General features: G+C 44.5%; 20 protein-coding genes. 3 read left to right on the forward strand and 17 right to left on the reverse strand.

Annotated features, from left to right (window positions below):
• Positions 1-306: 306 nt before the first annotated feature.
• The 3 genes from LDO37_RS13000 to LDO37_RS13010 all read left to right on the forward strand — a co-directional run bounded on the left by LDO37_RS13000 (position 307) and on the right by LDO37_RS13010 (position 3,234).
• Positions 307-870, forward strand: a complete 564-nt coding sequence (locus LDO37_RS13000) for a sigma-70 family RNA polymerase sigma factor (protein ID WP_101112731.1) — start codon at positions 307-309, stop codon at positions 868-870.
• Positions 863-1,579 (forward strand): DUF3379 domain-containing protein, encoded by a 717-nt coding sequence (locus LDO37_RS13005; protein ID WP_126608677.1) that lies wholly within the window; start codon positions 863-865, stop codon positions 1,577-1,579. The genes LDO37_RS13000 and LDO37_RS13005 overlap by 8 nt, the downstream gene beginning before the upstream one ends.
• 359 nt (positions 1,580-1,938) lie before the next feature.
• Entirely contained in the window at positions 1,939-3,234 is a 1,296-nt protein-coding gene (locus tag LDO37_RS13010) for an outer membrane protein transport protein (RefSeq protein ID WP_126608676.1), read from the forward strand.
• An 82-nt stretch (positions 3,235-3,316) separates the two neighbouring features.
• Here LDO37_RS13010 and LDO37_RS13015 read toward each other — a convergent pair whose 3' ends face one another.
• From LDO37_RS13015 to LDO37_RS13095, 17 genes are all read right to left on the reverse strand, one after another.
• Entirely contained in the window at positions 3,317-5,161 is a 1,845-nt protein-coding gene (locus LDO37_RS13015) for an ABCB family ABC transporter ATP-binding protein/permease (protein ID WP_126608675.1), read from the reverse strand.
• A 236-nt stretch (positions 5,162-5,397) separates the two neighbouring features.
• Positions 5,398-6,156, reverse strand: coding sequence for an MlaA family lipoprotein (locus LDO37_RS13020; RefSeq protein WP_126608674.1), 759 nt, complete (start codon positions 6,154-6,156; stop codon positions 5,398-5,400).
• A 406-nt stretch (positions 6,157-6,562) separates the two neighbouring features.
• Positions 6,563-7,783: a c-type cytochrome biogenesis protein CcmI gene (gene ccmI / locus LDO37_RS13025; RefSeq protein ID WP_126608673.1), complete on the reverse strand. Its 1,221-nt coding sequence runs from the start codon at positions 7,781-7,783 to the stop codon at positions 6,563-6,565.
• Positions 7,780-8,274: a cytochrome c-type biogenesis protein gene (locus LDO37_RS13030; RefSeq protein WP_126608672.1), complete on the reverse strand. Its 495-nt coding sequence runs from the start codon at positions 8,272-8,274 to the stop codon at positions 7,780-7,782. Before LDO37_RS13030 ends, ccmI begins: the two co-directional genes overlap by 4 nt.
• A complete protein-coding gene (locus LDO37_RS13035; RefSeq protein ID WP_126608671.1) occupies positions 8,271-8,825 on the reverse strand; it encodes a DsbE family thiol:disulfide interchange protein in 555 nt (184 codons plus the stop codon). The genes LDO37_RS13030 and LDO37_RS13035 overlap by 4 nt, the downstream gene beginning before the upstream one ends.
• On the reverse strand, positions 8,826-10,802 hold the full coding sequence (locus LDO37_RS13040) for a heme lyase CcmF/NrfE family subunit (RefSeq protein ID WP_126608670.1): 1,977 nt from the start codon (positions 10,800-10,802) through the stop codon (positions 8,826-8,828).
• Positions 10,799-11,284 (reverse strand): cytochrome c maturation protein CcmE, encoded by a 486-nt coding sequence (gene ccmE, locus LDO37_RS13045; RefSeq protein ID WP_126608669.1) that lies wholly within the window; start codon positions 11,282-11,284, stop codon positions 10,799-10,801. The genes LDO37_RS13040 and ccmE overlap by 4 nt, the downstream gene beginning before the upstream one ends.
• Positions 11,281-11,487, reverse strand: coding sequence for a heme exporter protein CcmD (ccmD, locus tag LDO37_RS13050; RefSeq protein WP_104402279.1), 207 nt, complete (start codon positions 11,485-11,487; stop codon positions 11,281-11,283). The genes ccmE and ccmD overlap by 4 nt, the downstream gene beginning before the upstream one ends.
• Positions 11,488-11,490: 3 nt before the next feature.
• Positions 11,491-12,243 carry a heme ABC transporter permease gene (locus LDO37_RS13055; protein ID WP_126608668.1) on the reverse strand — a complete coding sequence of 251 codons (753 nt, stop codon included), beginning with the start codon at positions 12,241-12,243 and terminating at the stop codon, positions 11,491-11,493.
• 154 nt (positions 12,244-12,397) lie between these two features.
• Positions 12,398-13,066 carry a heme exporter protein CcmB gene (gene ccmB / locus LDO37_RS13060; protein ID WP_101112753.1) on the reverse strand — a complete coding sequence of 223 codons (669 nt, stop codon included), beginning with the start codon at positions 13,064-13,066 and terminating at the stop codon, positions 12,398-12,400.
• A gap of 3 nt (positions 13,067-13,069) precedes the next feature.
• Positions 13,070-13,687, reverse strand: coding sequence for a cytochrome c biogenesis heme-transporting ATPase CcmA (gene ccmA, locus LDO37_RS13065; RefSeq protein WP_126608667.1), 618 nt, complete (start codon positions 13,685-13,687; stop codon positions 13,070-13,072).
• Positions 13,688-13,947: 260 nt separating this feature from the next.
• Positions 13,948-14,448: a DUF2802 domain-containing protein gene (locus LDO37_RS13070; protein WP_101112762.1), complete on the reverse strand. Its 501-nt coding sequence runs from the start codon at positions 14,446-14,448 to the stop codon at positions 13,948-13,950.
• Complete coding sequence (locus LDO37_RS13075) at positions 14,448-14,942, reverse strand: chemotaxis protein CheW (RefSeq protein ID WP_004407897.1); 495 nt, start codon at positions 14,940-14,942, stop codon at positions 14,448-14,450. Before LDO37_RS13075 ends, LDO37_RS13070 begins: the two co-directional genes overlap by 1 nt.
• Before the next feature lie 39 nt (positions 14,943-14,981).
• Positions 14,982-16,277, reverse strand: coding sequence for a chemotaxis protein CheW (locus LDO37_RS13080; protein WP_126608666.1), 1,296 nt, complete (start codon positions 16,275-16,277; stop codon positions 14,982-14,984).
• Positions 16,270-17,046, reverse strand: coding sequence for a ParA family protein (locus LDO37_RS13085; protein ID WP_126608665.1), 777 nt, complete (start codon positions 17,044-17,046; stop codon positions 16,270-16,272). Before LDO37_RS13085 ends, LDO37_RS13080 begins: the two co-directional genes overlap by 8 nt.
• Positions 17,047-17,055: 9 nt before the next feature.
• Positions 17,056-18,198, reverse strand: coding sequence for a protein-glutamate methylesterase/protein-glutamine glutaminase (locus LDO37_RS13090; protein ID WP_126608664.1), 1,143 nt, complete (start codon positions 18,196-18,198; stop codon positions 17,056-17,058).
• A 13-nt stretch (positions 18,199-18,211) separates the two neighbouring features.
• Entirely contained in the window at positions 18,212-20,443 is a 2,232-nt protein-coding gene (locus LDO37_RS13095) for a chemotaxis protein CheA (RefSeq protein WP_126608663.1), read from the reverse strand.
• Positions 20,444-20,446 lie beyond the last annotated feature (3 nt).

The following is a 20,446-nucleotide window of genomic DNA, read 5'->3' on the forward strand; positions in this document are numbered from 1 at the left end:
AAAGTAAAGTCAGCCTTCAAAAGGAAGTGTCATCTTGCTCAACGTGTTAACCACGAATGGTTAACCAGATGACAAGACGTACTATAACCAGATTCCATATATGGATTTTGAATTAGATCAATTTATTTGTAGTTTATGCAATGCTGCCTAGTGGATAATCGCTTAAGAAAGATCCGAAATGAAATTTCTAAGCTCGGCTTTTTATGCCAAACCATCCTCTTAATTAGAAGTTCGCTTACTTTCAGTGAGTTAGAACTCTCGGGTGTTGACCTTCCATAGACACAGCGAGAGCAAACGGAGGCTCAAGTGTCGATTATCGATTTTTTTGGAAAGAAAAAAGAGAAGCGTCCGGTCAATTCTGATATGGACAAGCAAAAAAGATACGAAGCGCTCGTGCGCGCTTATCACACCGACCTATATCGCTATGCGTACTGGTTGTGTAAAGACAGTCATGTTGCGGAAGACTTGGTACAAGAAACCTGTTTACGTGCTTGGCGGGCAATAGATAGCCTGCTAGACGAAAAAGCAGCAAAATCTTGGCTAATTACCATTCTACGCCGTGAAAACGCACGTCGCTTCGAACGAAAACAGTTAGAATTGGTGGATATTGATGACCACGGCAACGATGCAAAGGTTTCTGACGACCCGCATCACCAGCAACAGTGGCTTCAAAATCAAATTATGAAATTAGAGGTCGAGTATCGAGAGCCTCTGTTTCTCCAAGTTGTAGGGGGATTCAGCGGTGAAGAAATTGGGCAAATTCTGGAATTAAATAAGAACACGGTAATGACACGTTTGTTCAGAGCCAGAAACCAGCTCAAAGAGATGCTTGAAGATTCTCAATCGGATATGGGGGTGCATAATGGATGATTTAGAATTTCGCCGTCGCATTATGTCAGATCCAAAGGGCAGAGACGACGAAATCGAATTAGCGATTTCTCAAAACAGTGCAAATGCCAAATTTGTCGATGACATTTTAGGTCTAGATGCACAACTAGAAAAAGCAATGAAAGTCGATGTGCCAGATGGGTTGGCCGATCGTGTGTTGTTTAACCAAAGCGCAGAAACGGAAAGGCCTAGGTTTGCTAGAAAAGCACTCGCTATGGCGGCATCGGTAGCCTTTGCTTTTGGGCTTTTAGCAGGACAAGTCAATTGGGGTGGACTTGTGGTTACGCCAGCTTACGCAACGTTGGCAAATACGGCCTTGGCTCATGTAACGGCTGAGAAACCATTCATCAACCCAATTGATGAAAATGTTTCATCTAGCCAAATTAACGTGAAAATGAAACCTTTTGCGTATCACTTTTCGCAAAACTTCCCTTATCACGTGTATTACTTAAACCACTGTGGTTTTGGTGCTTCAAATGCGATGCATATGGTATTTGAAGGGGAGCATGGACGAGTGACACTTTTTGTTACTAATATCCCTGCCCCTGAATCTCAGGCATTTGTCAAAGATGGAATGTCTGGCATTGTCATGCCATTAATGGATGCAAGCATGGTAATTGTAGGAAGTATGGATGAAGATGTAGCGAAAATCGCTGAAACATTAAAACCCATTATACACCCTGCTGGCTAAGTGTTTAATCCAGCTACTCATTAATTAATCGAGGTCCGCGACTTATAGCGGACCTTTTTATTTTCACATTGCTCAAAATTCTTCTCATAGAATCCCTATCAAGAATAAACAAGACTTCTTCACAGTTCACGAGTGCTTACTCACCCCAAATTTTGCTTTATTGACTGTTATCTGCTTATTTAAACAATGGTCGGATTTCATTTAATCAATCGCAGAATTACTATCTCCGCCGTTGAGTAACTACTCAATCAAGCTTAAAAGTTATATCAGTACATAAAGCAGGGTTGTCTGCCCTTCTGGGTAGATACACATATCACCCGACAATTAATGTCTGGGAATACAATAATAAGGTTAATCCTATGAACAAGTCGCGTCTGTTTAAAAAAACGGTCATCGCTACCACAATCGCTCTCGCATCTCAGCAAGCTATCGCTGCAGGTTTCCAACTTAACGCACAATCCGCGACCGGTCTTGGTCGAGCGTTTGCAGGCGACGCTGTAATTGCAGATAACGCTTCTGTAATGGCACGTAACGCCGCTGCAATGGCGCTGTTTGAAGAAACTTCACTGTCAGTTGGTGTAACAACGATTACATCTATGATCGAAGTTAAAGACGCTAAGTACACCTACGCCAATGCACTTGCAGGTCCAACTGCTGGTTACATGTCTACTGTCGATTCCAACTTCAGTAATGCGGGCGATACTTCCGTAGTACCTAACCTACACGTTATTGTTCCTTTGAACGAAAAATTTGCTGTAGGCGCTAACGTATACTCTAACTTTGGTACAAAAACCCAATTTGACGACACATTTGTTGGCGCAGAATACGGCGGCCTAACTGATGTTAAGAGCATGAACATTGGTCTTGCTGGTTCTTACCGTATTAATGAACAACTAAGTATTGGTGCTGGCTTAGATATTATCTATGGTTCAGGAAAAATGCAGCGCAAACTGAGCGACAAATTGACACATGTTCCTGTCAGCACATCGCCAGTTGTTATTCGTGATTTATCTGGACAAACAGCATTAGATGTAGATGCTTCTGGTTGGGCACTAGGTTTTAACCTAGGTACAGTATATGAGCTAGATGAAAACAACCGCTTTGGTTTGTCTTATCGAAATAGCCCTACCTTAAAAGCAAAAGGTGATGTAACTGCAAGCAAAGGGGTATCTAAAGACGACACACTTCTCATGCCTCTACCTGATATGGCAGAGTTTTCTGGTTACCATCGCTTAGATGGCACTGATTTCGCGGTTCACTACAGCGTGCAGTGGATCGGCTGGTCTGTATTTGAAAAACTAGAAGCTGAAAAAGCAGGCGTTCTTAACGAATACAAGTGGCAGAATGGTATGCACTACTCTATCGGTGGTACGTACTTTGTAAGTCAAGACTGGACTGTTCGTGCCGGTTATATGCACGACACGAGTGCCCAAGACGAGTTAACTTCAATTTCTGTGCCTGACTCAAACCGCAACTGGCTCTCCGCTGGCTTTACTTATAACCTCGACAGCCAATCTAACGTAGATTTCGGTGCCACTTACCTTTTAGGTCAAGATGTTAAAGTATCAGAAAGTAACTTACCTTTGAGCAAAATTGAAGGTACAACACGTGCAGATGCAATCCTGCTAGGCGTACAGTACAGCCGTACGTTCTAATCCAAACGGATTAGCTAAGCGGAAATAAAAGAGTTGGCATTGCGCCAACTCTTTTTGTTTGTTTTGAAGTTACAGGAATTTATTAGACTTCTTTAAGCTGGCTTTGCCACATTTGCGCGTACTGCCCTTTCAAATCGAGTAATGCCTGATGTGTTCCTTGCTCCAAAACCTTCCCCTGTGATAGCACAACGATGGTATCTGCATCTACTATGGTCGAAAGACGATGCGCGATTGTTATCACTGTTCTCCCTTTCGACATCAGTTTCAAGCTCTCCTGGATTTCTCTTTCTGTTTCTGTATCCAGAGCCGAGGTCGCTTCATCAAGTAACAAGATAGGCGGGTTCTTTAACAATGTTCTGGCAATGCCTACGCGCTGCTTTTCACCACCAGACAGCTTTAACCCTCGTTCGCCCACTTGGGTTTGATAGCCATCTGGCAGCTGTTCAATGAAATGGTGAATTTTAGCCGCTTTTGCCGCTTCAATAATTTCATTCTGTGAGGCGTCAGGTCTGCCATAGGCAATATTGTATTGAATGGTATCGTTGAATAGCACGGTATCTTGGGGGACAACGCCAATCGCATTATGTAGACTTTCCTGTGTCACATATCGTATGTCTTGACCATCTATTAGTATGTTACCGCCGCTTACGTCGTAAAATCGAAACAGAAGCCTTCCTAGGGTCGATTTACCTGACCCGGAAGAACCTACTATAGCGACAGTCATTCCAGCGCCTACCGAGACGCTCACGTCATTTAAAATTTGGCGCTGAGATTCATAAAAGAAATCGATGTTTTTAAAACTTAACTTTCCAGCTGACACCGCTAAATCGGGTGCATTTTCTTTATCTTTCACATCCGGCTCTTGGCGAAGTAGATCAAACATCTCTCCCATATCTATCAATGACTGGCGAATCTCTCGATACACAAACCCAAGGAAGTTTAACGGCATCATGACTTGCATCATGTACGCGTTCACCATGACGAAACCACCCACAGTTAACACACCCGAATTAACATCCCTAACGGCAAGCAGCAACGCGAGTACCATACCGCCATTTAACAAAAGGGCTTGCCCTAGGTTGAGTAAGGCAAGTGAGTTCACCGTTTTTATCGATGCGGCTTCAAAGCCCTCCATCGATTGGTCGTAACGATTCGCCTCTCGCTTCTCCGCTCCAAAATACTTAACTGTTTCAAAATTAAGTAAGCTATCGATCGCTTTCTGGTTCGCGTCTTTGTCTTTGTCGTTCATTTCTTTACGAATACGTACTCGCCATTCCGTCACCTTCGCAGTAAACACGATATAAATAACAACGGTTAAGCTCACCACCAGCAAGTACCAGAAATCAAAAGCAAACAATAAAATAAGAGAAATGAGCAACAGTTCAAGAATGAGCGGACCGATGCTAAAGAGCATAAATCTAAGCAAAAACTCTATGCCTTTTACGCCACGCTCCATGACTCGGCTTAATCCCCCTGTTTTTCGCGTAAGGTGGTAGCGAAGAGAAAGGCGGTGAATATGCGATATGGTTTCTAACGCGACGGAGCGAAGAGCGTGTTGCCCAACTTTAGCAAAAACGACATTACGTATTTCTTCAAAACCGATTTTCAAAACTTGGTTCATTCCATACGCAACGACTAACCCAGCAGCCCCCAAGGCCAACAACCACTCGGGGGAATCATTTTCGGTCGCCATTATATCGACGACCGCTTTGTACAAAAACGGAGTGAATACGGCTACCAACTTGGATAAACCCAGCGCAACCATCGCTATGACAACTCTGCGTTTCACCCAAAGTTTATCCTTCGGCCACAAATAAGGCGAAATTTTCTGAATCGTATTCCAACCGCTTTCACGCGCTTGGCTTTCTAATTCTCGATTATTTTGATTGGCTTGATCTGGTTTTCCGACATCGCTAGTTTCTGACATACGCTTCCTGTTGTTGGGTTATCTAACTTTTATATGATCAAAGATCTGTACCCGAGGTTTATTCTACTTTTTAGGTGAGTATAGAGAGGTTTTTGATCCGACAATGAGATTCCTTGGTATACGACGGTTCAGAAAGAAAAAAGCCTGACGATTTATCGTCAGGCTTTCAAATTTGTGAAGTCTGTATGTTTTACCTAAGCTTTTCGCCTAATCAAACTATTCATCCAATCAGGCACCTAGTCAAATTCTTCATCTAAGTAGTCGTCTAGGAAATCTTCTTCCTCTTCTTCTACTGTTTCGGCAATTCCCGCTTTAAAATCGCGTCGTTGTAGGTAAACGTCACGAGACAATGCGTACGGATCCGGTGACGACTCCAACGTACCTTCTTGTGGAATCAACAAGTAACGTTTTTCCAAGCCTTCTAGAGCCCACTTTCCAAGGCCTGCCCAAAAATTCAAATAAGACAACGGAACATACATGCCATCAACAGTATCCGTTGTTTTCCGTAACGTTATCGGTCCGTATCCGGGAACCATAAAATAGGGACCATGACCCACGCCGTGGTAACCAAGCATATCACTGAACGCACGGTCATCTTGCTGTGTGATACCAGCAGCGGATGCGACATCAATGAACCCTAATAGGCCCAATGTAGAGTTGATCCAAAAGCGATTAAAGTTTGTAAGCGCTTGTTCACCTTCGCCCATTAAAAGGTTATTGATCATACTGGCTGGCTCATCAAGGTTTGCCAGAAAGTTACCAATACCACCACGAACTGGTTCAGGCACTGTTTCAACATAGGCGACTGACACTGGGCGAACAATGTAAGGATCCAGATAATCATAGTTGATATCAAACATTGTCCGGTTAAAGCTTTCAAACGGGTCATTCGGATGAGAAAGACTGGCATGTTCTTCCTCCGGTACAGAGGAGCAACCGACTAAAAAAGAGGCTAATAACACTAATAGCCAGGAACTAACTTTATTCAACAACATAGTCCTTTACCAAAAACAAAGACCGGCTTCTGCCGGTCTAATACCCAAGTCACCTCAAGGTGCTTGGTTCAGCGAGAATTAACTGGCTTCCAGACAAGACACCGATTTGAAGATCTAGTCATTCTAAATCAAAAATCGGTAACGAAGTATGAAAGCCAGTTAAACTCGCCCTTGGGAGCCCATATTCTTTCCCATTTCATCGTCAAATAACTTGGAAAGGACTGGTCATTCCACTGCGTTCTTCTCCTTGAACTGGAACAGAATATGAGGCTCTGAATTCAGCATCTTGAGGTCACTTGGGTATATTATCAATTCTTAGCGCACTCAAGTAATTTTCTTTATTCTAATGATTTCATATCATTCATCAACTTGAATTGATAACGACGCCAAACACAAAACAATACCATTAATAACGTTTATCTATAGTTAAAGCAACATTATCACCTAATTTAGCAATGTCGCTTTGACCATGCCAATCACCGTCTCTGCTAGCAACATTGCCATCCGCATCAATTCTGGCTTTCACTACAAGCTCATCTAAGCTCGATAGTTTAATGCCTTGTATCATGCTATTTCCGTCATCAAGTACGACTGTTCTAGGAAAAGACCCTAGTGGGTAACGCGCAGCAGCGACTGGCATAGGGCTACCATCGGCTCTGTGCACTGAAACGATCAAGACAGCATTAGGATCAGGGTTCACTTCATCGGCTAACGCAATACTGACTTGAACTGATTTACCTGCTACCGCAGCGGTTTCTCCCAATTTAAGTTTTGCGTTTTGAATACTGCGACCCAACATTTCATAACGGTTATCTTGTGGACCAATCATTTGTTGCATTGCTCCCCAATAACGTATGGCTGCCGCGTAATCACTACGCTCAAAAGAATCAAACGCGAGCAGTGAAAGAACTCGTAAATCGACTCGATCTTGTTTAACTAATAGGTGTAACAAGGAGCGTGCCTTATTCTGATCCACTTCGTCAGATGAAAGCATTAAAGCTTGCGCATAGCCCAACTGAATATCGGAATCTTTAGGTTCAATACGATACGCTTTTTTCATAGCGCCTATCGCTGTGGTCACATCTCTATTTGCCAATGCAATACGCCCTAAAAGCATCCACCCAGTTGAGTCGTCTGGTTGATGATGTAAGCGAGTGCGAAGAGCGAGTGTCAAATCCTGCATCTCATCTTCTGTGAGCGCTTGACCTTCTGGCGACATCAGCTTCTTGGTAAGAGCAGGAAGGTTGCTCTCAGCTTGATGCCAATCCACCACTTTCTGAGAACCGCCAAATTGGTAATACATCCCGTAAGACAACGCAGCAACAAATAATACCGACGGAATGGCGACAGCCATTGTCGAAATCTGAGTTGTCGCTTCATTTTTCTTGGCTTTAGGAACGTCGTCTAGCAACGTTTGCTTCAGATCTGCAATCAAATCTTCTTGATTTTCGACTAACCCTTCTTTTGCTTCTTCTTCTAGCTCATCTAAACGATCTTTGTAGAACGCTTTATTAAGTTCGTCACGTCGCGCGTCGTCATCAACAGCACGTCGCTGGACTAACGGAAAAGCAATAAGCACGCTAGAGATAGCAATGATAACGGCTGTAGCTATCCAGAAAAAAGTCATTTTCGCTCATCTCCCGTTTCCGATTCTTCTTTGAGTAAAGCTTGTAGCTGTGCTTCTTTTTCTGCGTCCCAGTCTTCAGATTTCACGGAATCTTGACGGGAGTGCTTACGACGGCTTCTCAAAACGATAAACCCAAAACCAATGACCAATACACCAATGGGTCCGACCCACAATATAGAGGTAACCACGGTTATCGGCGGATTATAGGTAACAAAGTTTCCATAGCGGGCGATCATGTAGTCGATGATTTCCTGCTCCGTTTTGCCTTCTTTCAACATCTCATAGACTTTGAGGCGGAGATCTTGCGCTAGGGCGGCGTTAGAATCGCCAATGGAGTTGTTTTGACACTTAGGGCAACGTAGCGTGTGCCCCAGCTCTTTGAATAGCTGTTCCTGCTCAACAGAATCAAATTCGTATATTTCTATGCTAGCCAATGTAGGTAAAGCGAACAAAGCGATAGCAAGGAATACACTGCGTAATTGCTTAATCATTTCGCAGACTCCTCCACTAACCGTTGATAAATTGGCTGCAATGTTTCTTTCCAATTTTTCACGTTTACATCACCAACGTGTCGATACTGAATAACACCATTCGCATCAACGATGTAAGTTTCAGGTGCCCCGTATACGCCTAGGTCCAAACCAAGCATACCGTTACCATCAAACAAACTGATCAAGTAAGGGTTGCCCAATTCATTAAGCCACTGCACTGCTTTTTCGCGGTTATCTTTGTAGTTAAGACCAATAATCTTCACGCCGTTAGCCGATAGCTCATTTAAGTATTTATGCTCGGCATAGCATGTCGGACACCAAGTTGCCCATACGTTGATAAGTAATGGTTCACCGACAAATATGTCTTGTTCATATAATCGACCGGGTTCAGCTAAGTCTTCAAGCTTAAACTTGGGTACAGGCTGACCAATCAATACTGACTCTAATTTTGTTGGGTCATCCCCACCCGCATTGCGGCTTAACTGAGTTGCAAAAACCGCGACCAGTATCATAAAGAAAGCCAGTGGAGCAAAAAGTATATTCCGATTCATTTAGGCTTCCTTCTCTTTCAGCTCTGTTGCTCGTTTAGAAGGCTTTCGGAATCGATATCGCTTATCACTGATTGCCACGATGCCACCAAAGGTCATGAATAAACTGCCAAGCCAAATCCACCGAACAAAAGGTTTGTAATAAATGCGTACCGCCCACGCATCGCCATCGTCCAGTCTCTCACCCATTGCAATATACAAATCACGTGTGACGCCACGATCTATCGCTGCTTCTGTCATCATGGATTTTGCCGTGTTGTAGAAACGCTTTTCTGCATGAAGAACGTTAACAAACTGGCCATCTTTCGTGATTTCAAAATCCGCGATATAACCATCGTAGTTTGGTCCGTCGTTGTCGCGTAATCCTTGGAAATAGAAGTTATACCCTTGGATTTGGAAGTTTTCTCCAGGTGCTAAGCGCACATCACGCTCGATGCTGTAGTTCTGTACCATAGCAATACCGATCACGGTGATCGCCATGCCAATATGCCCAAGCATCATCGCCCAATGGCTGCGTTGTAGCTTTTTAATTCCCACACTAAAGCTGTGTCGGTGAGTCGCTCTTTGATGCAGTTCGAAACCATGCATAGCGATGATCCAAATCGCCATTACCCACCCTAGATAGGCTAGCGCCTCAAACGAGTCAGCAAGTAGGAAGACGAAAACCGCGCCAAGTACTAGAGAAATCACAACTGACACTGCCATCGGCTTTTTAAGACTACTAAGATCGTCACGCTTCCATCGTATTAAAGGACCGATACCCAACAAGAAAGCAAAAGGCACCATCAACCACGTGAACAACATATTGAAAAAAGGCGCACCGATAGAAACTGACCCTAACCCCAATTGCTTGTGGACCAAGGGCAGCAAAGTACCGACTAGAACTACCACCAAAGCTGCAACAAGAATTACGTTATTGGCAAGTAGGACATTCTCGCGGGAAAATAGAGCGAAACTGCCACGCACACGAACTGATGAACCTTTCAACGCAAACAGCAGTAACGAACCACCGATAATGAACACCAAGAACCCTAAAATAAACATACCGCGAGCAGGATCCGATGCAAACGCATGCACCGAGACCAAAATACCGGAGCGAACAAGGAATGTGCCTAATAAACTGAGTGAAAATGCAGAAATCGCTAAAAGCACCGTCCACGCTTTAAATGTTCCGCGCTTTTCTGTTACTGCCAGTGAATGCATCAACGCTGTTCCCGCTAACCAAGGCATGAAAGAGGCATTTTCTACTGGATCCCAGAACCACCAGCCACCCCAGCCGAGTTCGTAGTAAGCCCACCAAGAACCCAATGCGATACCTAACGTTAAAAATAGCCATGCGGCTGTTGTCCATGGTCTAGACCAACGCGCCCAAGCGGTATCTAACCGTCCAGTCATCAAAGAAGCAATTGCGAATGAAAACGCGACAGAAAAGCCTACATATCCCATGTAAAGCATTGGCGGGTGAATGATTAAACCTGGATCTTGAAGTAGAGGGTTTAAATCACGTCCATCAACAGGAAAGAATGGCAACGTGCGAAGAAACGGGTTAGAAGTAACGATGATAAACAGTAGAAATCCTACAGTGATCATTCCCATTACGGCTAAAACACGTGCAACCGATTCTTGAGGCATTCCTCGGCTAAATGTCGCAACCGCAACCGTCCAAGCGGCTTGAATCAATACCCATAAAAGTAGTGAACCTTCATGAGCTCCCCATACAGCGGTTAGGCGGTAGTACCAAGGAAGCAAACTATTTGAGTTAGTTGCAACATACGTAAGGGTAAAGTCGTTGGTATAAAATGCCCAAAGAAGCACAAAAAAGGAGACAAGAATGAGTAAGAACATTCCCCAAGACAGCGGCCTTGCGGTGTTCATTAGCGTGATGTTGTTTTTAGTTGCACCAACCAGAGGCAGTAAGCTTAGCAAGACAGCAAAGCCAAGAGACACTATCAGAGCAAAATGCCCAAATTCAGCGATCATTGCTTGCTCTCCGATTTTTGTGCATCTGTATATTCTAAGGGTTCATGCACTTTTTTCATCGCTTCTGCAATTTCCGGTGGCATGTACTCTTCGTCGTGTTTCGCTAGGACTTCAAAAGCTTCGATCGTCGTGGCATCTTTTAAGACACCTTGCGCAACGATACCCTGACCTTCACGGAAAAGATCCGGAAGAATTCCGTCGTACAGAATCGTGACTTTGGGACCGACGTCAGCCAGATCAAACTGCACTCTAAGCGATTGAGAATCGCGAGATACAGAACCTTTTACGACCATTCCGCCAATTCTTAGGCGCTGACCAACTTCAGGTTTGGAACCATCTGGCTTACCATTAACAAGTTCAGTTGGCGTGTAAAATAGATCCATATTTTGGTTCAAGGCGTACAGCATCAAACCAACAGTGGCACTTAAGCCAAATACTAGGGCAAGAACAAGACCGAGCCTTTTTTTGCGTCTTGGATTCATAGGGTGTTCTCCAAATTCTTAGCGGCATCAATTCGCGCTTGGCGATCGATCTTGGCATTCACTTCATTCATTAGATTCCTACCGCGCTTGATGCTGCTAAACAGCAGTATCAACATGGAAAGAAACGTAATACCAAATGCACCCCATACATAGGACGCGTAGCCACCCATGGCGAAAAAATCACTGATAGATTCAAAATGCATTGTCTACTCCTTACTACTGGCTGGAGATGACGCCAACGCTTGTACCCAAGGACGATGGCTTTCTTTGCTAATAATTTCGTTTTTGAATCGGATCATTGTGACTGCACCGAAGAAAAAAGCGAACCCCAAAATATTCAACAGCAACGGCCAAAGCATATCGTTAGATATCGACGGTTTGGCGAATTTTGTTATCGTTGCGCCTTGGTGCAAGGTATTCCACCATTCAACAGAAAAGTGAATGATAGGAAGGTTAATTACGCCCACAATAGCCAGAATACCGGCCGCTTTAGCGCCTGTCTTTTGGTCATCAAATGCGTGATAAAGTGCGATTACACCAAGGTATAAAAATAGAAGAATTAATTCGGAAGTTAATCGTGCATCCCATACCCACCACGTGCCCCACATTGGCTTACCCCATACTGCACCAGTAACCAGTGCAATAAAAGTGTAAACAGCGCCGATAGGTGCCATTGCCGCTGCTGCCATGTCCGACAAACGTAATTGCCAAACAAGACCAATAAAGGCTGCGATTGCCATCGACATATACACCCCCATCGACCAAATTGCCGAAGGAACGTGAATATAGATGATCCGGAAACTGTCTCCTTGTTGATAATCAGAAGGCGCATACGCTAACCCCCAGATGGTACCAGAGACTAAAAAGACGGCGGCCAAGATGGAAAACCAGGGCAGAAGCTTATCGCTTAGCCGGTAGGCTTTCTCGGGCTTGGCATAGGGATGTAGCCATTTCCACATGGTTAAGGTCTCACTCTTACTTCTAGGGCTTCCTTTTTTAAGACGGTTAGGTCTTTGGAAGTTGTAATATTAATTATTTATATGTGTTACTTAAAAAGCTGTAGCACATTCCTAACACTTTAACGGAATGTTAACTAAAAAAACTTGTTCAATATCAATTGACGCTTATGCGCAATGATGCACTTATCGCAAAAGGCGTTAGCGTTGCTGCACCAGCCAGCATTGCCCCCAGTATGGCAATTTGACCGTTGTACGCGACCCCTAGACCAGCTGCATCTATCGCTGAGGTCGCAAAAATCAGTATCGGGATATACAGAGGCAATACGAGTAAACTCAAAAGAACGCCACCTTTCTGCAATCCAACAGTAAGAGCAACACCTATTGCGCCAATGAAACTTAATGTTGGTGTCCCAACTAGAAGTGTTAAAACCACGGCACTCCAAGTATTAAAGTCTAGAGACAATAAGATTGCCAACAACGGGCTAATGAGTATCAGTGGTACTCCGGTCAAAATCCAATGCGCGATAACTTTTGCCATTACCGCCAACGGTAAAGGAACAGGCATCAACATCATCTGTTCCAGTGCTCCATCCTGAAAATCATCTCGAAAGAGCCTTTCTAATGACAGCAAAGCAGACAATAACGCTGCAACCCAGACGACGCCGGACGATATTCTTGCAAGTAAATTTGGCTCGGGACCGATACTTAAAGGAAATAAAGTAACGACGATAATGAAAAACCAAAGTGGATTAAGAATGTCTGCCTGACGACGAAAGGCAATGAGTAGTTCACGCCTTATTATTGATATCATTGCTCCGGTCATTAACTACTCGCCCAATTTAATTTTTCTGAGAAGAGGGTTGTCTGCGAACATATCTTGGTGAGTGGTTAAGAGCACCATTCCTCCTTTTTGCGCATGAGAGACAAATAGTGATTCTAGAACTTTAACACCCTGTTTATCGATTGCAGTTAGCGGTTCATCCAATATCCAAAGAGGGTGCTCGCTAAGCCATAATCTTGCTAATGCTACTCGCCTTTGTTGCCCTGCAGACAATTTACCAACGGGTATGTCTTCCCTTCCTGCAAGACCGACTTGAGCTAACGCTTCCCATAATGCATTTTTGTCTTTCAATCCTTGATGGACGTTCATATAGAATTCAAGGTTTTCTTGTGCACTGAGCTCTTTTTTAACACCCGTTTGGTGCCCTAAAAAGAGAAGATCGGAGTGGTACTCTTCCCTTGAAGAAAAAATGCTTTCACCTTTCCAGCATATAGAGCCTTCTTCAGAATCTCCAAGACCGGCGATAATGCGCAACAGTGTTGTCTTTCCGGTTCCATTTCGCCCTTCAACCTGGATTAAATCACCTGGGTTAACCTCAAAAGAAAGCGCTTCGAACAGCACTCTTTCATCACGGACAGCAGTAAGATTGGATACGTCTAACATGGTAAATGTCTTGATTTTATTAAGGGTATATCTTAGCACAATGCTAAATACACTAAACAGGATGCTCCACCAAGATTCATGAAAGAGCGTAAAAAAACATTAATCAAAAGTCATATTTTTATAAATATGCCTGCTAGATCATATAATTTTCAGAATAGAGAGGCGTTATTTGCTGGGGTAAATGGGGATATACAGAATGGGAGACGTCATAAAAAAAGGAGCCATTGGCTCCTTTCAATTATGTAGAAGTATCTTTTTGATCATTTTACGTTTTTTTGAGGACGCCTTTGATCTTGTCTTCGACGCGGAGCGGTTCGACCACTAAGGGGAGGAACTTTTTCTTTGCCTGCTATCTTATTTTGCAAAGACATCATTAGTTCAGCTTCGGCTTTAGGTAACTCGCACTCTTCAATAAGTTCGTTTATACCTGCACCCAGTTGAACCATTTTGCTCGCTCGGGTATACAATCGACCATCATTATCAGTATGTTCAATCTCGGTAATGCGCTCGTTTAAGTGCTGAATTATATCCTGCTGCTCTGCCACTTTCTGCCCAAGCCCGACCATTACGGATCTCACTTCAAGCAATTGTTTGTTCGTCTTTTGAAGCTCTTTCTCTAAAGCTCGAACCTGTTGGCGCTGCTGATCTACTTTTTTACGACCACTTTTCCGAATTCTGAGGAAAAACAATACCAGTAACAAGGCAACTAAAACGGAGCCACCTGCTACAAAAGGTAAAACAGAATACAACTCATCGCTCATTATAGGTGAGCCATTTCTTCCCATTCTTCATCAGAAAGAAGCTTGTTCAAATCAACCAAGATTAGAAGCTTGCCATCGCGGTTGCTCACACCTTGGATAAATTTAGCACTTTCGTCAGTACCAACACTTGGAGTAGTGTCGATTTCAGAAGAACGTAGATAAACAACTTCAGCCACACTATCGACAAGAATACCGATAACCTGACGCTCAGATTCGATAACAATAATACGTGTATTGTCAGTGATCTCACCTTGCATTAAACCAAAACGAGAACGAGTGTCGATAACAGTAACAACGTTACCACGCAAATTGATAATACCTAACACGTAATCTGGTGCACCTGGAACAGGAGCAATTTCCGTGTAGCGCAAAACTTCACGAACTTGCATTACGTTGATACCGTAGGTCTCATCTTCTAGCTGAAACGTTACCCACTGCAGAACCTCGTCGTTAACTTGGTCTTTTCTTACTTCTACTTCATTAGCTTGAGACATGTTTTATCCTCATCTGTGTCGCTACCGACAATTCTACTACTAACTGTCTAATGCTTTGACATCCAGCCCGGCATTGAGCATGGAAACTAACTCTTCTACATGAATTAAAGCACACATTTTCTCTTTAACCATGCCTGCCAACCAAGGTCGCTTACCTGCGCTTTCACGCCAGCGAACCTTTTCCGGCTCTAACCACTCGGTGCCCATCAATTGATTAGCAGCGAGCCCCCAATGGCTTTCGCCCAGCATTACAATATATTCATAATTCTCACGATGAGAATCATCAACCAGCTTTTCCGACATAACCCACCTAGCTGTATCGACAACATCAAGCTGTTCTTTACGGCTGGTTTGTAAACCTAAATACCAATCAGGTCGACCAATCAGGTGATTCAATTCTTCGTTCTTGCGATGAATCCCGCCTAGTTCGTCTAGCGGCACCGCAAAAGTCACGTTATTTACATCAAAGTAGAGTACTTGGAACGCCTCATGCCTTGCGACTGTGTGCCAAGTATCCTCTGCATCACCACCTGTTTTAGTTTGAGCCTCAACTTCGGTTGCTACTTCAACCTCTGGCTCTTCGACCTTATCTTCAACAATAGGTCTTTGTACTTCAGGTGCACTCTCTACTTTGGTAATTTCAGGCTCATCGACATTTATCTCTGGCTCTGAAACGACGATCTCAGGTTCTGCAATAGCGATGTCTGGCTCAGCGATTGCTACCTCTGGTTCGTCAACCGCCCACTCTTGAATTTCATCTGGCTCCAACTGAGTGGCAACCTCTTCAACAGCGGTTTTATCGACAACTGCAACTTCAGGCTCTTCGGCACTAAGTGTCGCAATCTCAACTGTGTTTTGACCGATTAATTCATCAATTTCCGGTTCATCAGCAATATTGGTTGATTCGAGTTGGCTCAACAAACGTTGAACATCTTCCAAATCAGGTGCTTCAAATTCGTTGTATACCGTTTCAGTATAGGACGGAATAGGCTCGGGTTGTACTTCAGGTTGAGGGTCGAGGTTAAAACTCTCTTGCTCCGACTCCAACTCTTCAGGCGATTCAGCTATTGACGGCGATTCTACAGAATACTCTGCAGGTTCAGAAAGCGGTATATCATCCTCAGATACGACATCGCCAGCTATATCAAGATCCGGCTTGTCTACAATTACAGAGTCTGATGGATTGTCCGATTCTGCGAGCGTATCCTCTGTCACCCTTGTTTTGGCATCAAGTGCTTCTGCTTCCGCAGACGACAACAACCCCTCTTCATCAAGAAGCGAGGTAAAATATTCATCTAAAGCCTGTTCGCTAGAAAGCACTGAATCTTTAATCATCGAAAGCTAACCTCTCGAGATAAAGTAATAGCTGCTTATAGGCAAAAACGCCACGACTACCTGATGCAAAGTGTGAGGCAGGGAGATGTTTTAAACTCGCATCTCTAAATTTCGTATCAATAGGGATAGCGGAAGGCCATACCTGATTGGGATACCCTTTCTTTAGCTGAGTTAGTGTTTGCAATGAGGCGTTAGTGCGTTTGTCATACATCGTAGGAACAATTGTGGTCTTGAATGGTTCTGGACGCGACTTCTGCATAATCGCCAATGTGCGAACCATTCTCTCAAGCCCTTTCATGGCAAGAAACTCGGTTTGAACCGGAATTAATATTCTATCACTTGCCGCAAGCGCATTAACCATCATGACACCAAGAATCGGCGGACAGTCTATAAGCACATAGTCATATTCATCTTGAACAGACATTAGCGCTTTCTTTAGAATTAGCCCCATTCCACTTCGGTTACCCATGACACGATCCAATGTTGCCAATGACATATGCGCTGGAATAATATCGATATTTTCGATATCCGAACCCAGTATTAAGGTCTGAACGGTCGACTTTTCAACTTGTCTTAATTGAAAAAGATCAAACAAACTCGAGGGAACTTCATCGGAGTCGTAACCCAAATAAGTTGTTAACGATCCATGCGGATCGGTGTCAACCAATAGCACTCGGTGACCTTGTTTGCTTAACAACCCAGCAAGAGTAACCGTAGTCGTGGTTTTTCCCACTCCACCCTTTTGGTTAGCAACGCTCCAAACTACCACATTGGCTCCTTAGGATAGTCCAACTTCGACCAGAATACGCTCTGCAATTCGATCCAGAGGCAAATCTTCTGTCGATAAGCCCGCTTTTGCCACAGCCTGTGGCATGCCGTAAACCACACAGCTCTCTTCATCTTGTGCCCAAATGGTCGCACCAGCGGTTTTAAGCATCCGCGCGCCTTCACGACCGTCTGCCCCCATGCCGGTTAGTACCATAGACAACACTTTGTCTTGGTAGATTTTTGCTGCAGAGCCGAAGGTTACGTCCACACAAGGTTTGTAGTTCATCCGCTCACCGCCATCGATAATTCGCAGTTTTGCAGAACCAGGGCGACCATCAATCATCATTTGCTTACCGCCAGGCGCAAGGTACGCACAACCAGGCTTTAAGATGTCGCCATCTTCTGCTTCTTTCACCTGGATCTTACATAAAGAATTTAGACGAGCGGCAAATGCAGCAGTAAACGTAGCAGGCATATGTTGAATAAGAACAATCGGGTGCGGATAGTGGCCAGGCAATTTGGTCAGTATCTTTTGTAGCGCGACAGGTCCTCCCGTTGAAGTACCAATCGCTGTAATTTGATATTTCTTACCCGTTGCTCGAAATTTGGCACTCACTGGTCGACTGCGTTCTTGTGCCGGAGCAGGAGCCGATCTTTGCAATGCAGAAGCCGCCGGACGTGCAGGTGTACGTGCAGTCGCGCCAGTCGAAATACTGCTTTCGGATACGCCGCCAATTGGACGACGCATAAACACACGTTTCCGCGAAATTTCTTGTACGCGCTGCTGCAATAAAGTAACAGCTTCATCGCGATTACGAGCAATATCTTCGAATTTCTTAGGAAGAAAATCCAAAGCCCCAGCATCAAGTGCGTCTAGAGTAGCCTTGGCACCATCATGAGTAAGCGAAGAAAACATCAAAATTGGCGTTGGTTGCGCCTTCATGATTTCACGAACAGCCGTGATGCCGTCCATGACGGGCATCTCGATGTCCATTGTGATTACATCTGGTTTTATTTTGATGGCTTTTTCAACAGCTTCTTTACCATTGACGGCCATATCCACTACTTCTAGGCGCGGATCTGAGTTGATAATTTCACTTACGCGTCTGCGAAAAAAGCTCGAATCATCAACTACTAATACTCTTACCGCCATATTATCCCTTCAATTAAATATGCGAGCGAGTGGCATATTTCTTCAATAAGTTTGGTACATCTAGAATCAATGCAATATGACCATCACTGGTAATTGTCGCACCAGCCATACCCGGCGTACCTTGCAATAATTCATCGAGTGGTTTGATAACCACTTCTTCTTGACCTATCAAAGAGTCCACGACAAACCCAACACGCTGACTCCCCAATTGAACAATAACAACATGCCCATGGTTTGACTTTTTCTTTCCATCAGAACTACTTGGAACGAGCCAATGCTGAAGGTAGAACAGTGGAATCGATTTTTCTCGAACAATGATCGTAAGTTGACCATCGACGGTGTTAGTTTTGCTCAAATCTAGATGGAATATCTCGTTTACACTTGCTAATGGTAAAGCGAATGGTTGTCCAGACACGCCTACCATAAGTGTCGGCAGGATAGCTAGAGTCAACGGAACCTTGATGGTGATCTTGGTGCCTTTACCCATTTCGGAGTCAATATCAATAGACCCGTTTAAGGTATTGATCGCGGTTTTAACCACGTCCATACCTACACCACGCCCCGAAATATCCGAGATTTCTGTCTTGGTCGAAAATCCTGGCATGAAGATGAGGTTATAACACTCTTTAGGAGACAGTCGTCCCGCTGCATCCGCATCCATCAAACCACGATCAACAGCGATGCTTCTGAGTTTGTCGGCGTTCATACCGCCGCCATCATCAACAATACTCAGTTCAATATGATCACCTTCCTGCGATGCAGAAAGTATCACTTTACCTGTACGCGACTTACCATTTTCGACACGGACATCAGGCATTTCTATACCATGGTCAACCGAGTTACGAACTAAGTGAATCAATGGATCAGCGAGTGCCTCAACCAAGTTTTTGTCTAGGTCGGTCTCTTCACCACGCATTTCTAGAACAATATCTTTCTTCAAGGTACGTGCTATATCACGCACAACTCGAGGGAAACGCCCGAATACTTTCTTGATAGGCTGCATTCGAGTTTTCATTACCGCACCTTGGAGGTCTGCAGTAACAACATCTAGGTTAGCGACAGCTTTCGACATTTCTTCGTCGTTGCTATTCAATCCTAAGCTAACCAATCGGTTACGAACCAATACAAGTTCACCAACCATGTTCATGATGTCATCCAATGTTGATGTATCAACACGAACTGTTGCGTCAGCTTGAGGCTTCTTCGACTCTTTTGCCGCTGCTGGTGTCTGCGCTTTCGCTGGTGCTGCTGGTTTCGCTGCGGCAGGCTTCTCAGCAGGTTTAGGTGCTGGTTTAGCGGCAGGCTTCGGCTCAGCTTTTGGCGCTGGCGCAGGAGTTGGTGCTGCGGCAGCTGGAGCTACAGGGTTTGTTGCAGCTTCAAGCTCTTCGGGAGATGGACCTTTACCAGAACCATGAAGTTGATCAAGCAAGTTCTCAAATTCATCATCTGTCTTTAAGTCTCCGCCAATACCACCAGAAGGCGCTGCAGGGGCAGGAGCGGCTGGTGTGACAGGAGCTGGGGCAGGAGAATCAGATGCGCCACCAGTAGGGCTGCCACCTGAGCCATGCAGCTCATCGAGAAGCTTTTCAAACTCATCATCCGTAATGTCATCACCACCAGACGCAATGTCTGCAGCTGGAGCTGGGGCTGGTGCAGGCGTACTACTTGAAGCTGATGGCGAACCTTTGCCATGCAATTCATCGAGCAAAGCTTCAAACTCATCTTGAGTTATTTCATCAATTGACCCTGCATCAGTGGAATCACTAGAAGCAGGTGCAGCTGGCGCTTCCACCACAGGATCAGGAGCCGCGACGGGAGCAGGTTCTTCAGCAACTGGGGCAGCTTCATCAGCACTTTCAGGTTTACACAAACGATGAAGCTCTTCGATTAATACTGGGTCTGCAGGCGTAAGCGGCTGTCTCTCTTGAACGGCTTCGAACATGATGTTCACTGCGTCAAGTGCTTGCAGAATGGTATCCATCAGCTCAGCACTTACAGATCGCTGGCCATTACGTAAAATGTCGAAGATATTCTCCGCACCGTGACAAACGTCTACCAGCTCGGTAAGAGCCAAAAACCCAGCACCGCCTTTTACGGTGTGGAAACCACGGAATATTGCATTCAACAGATCTTTATCGTCTGGATTGTTTTCCAGTTCTATTAACTGCTCTGAAAGCAGTTCCAGGATCTCACCAGCCTCGACCAAAAAGTCCTGTAGAATATCTTCGTCTAATTCGTAACTCATATA

Source organism: Vibrio penaeicida (assembly GCF_019977755.1).
Classification (GTDB): Bacteria; Pseudomonadota; Gammaproteobacteria; order Enterobacterales; family Vibrionaceae; genus Vibrio; species Vibrio penaeicida.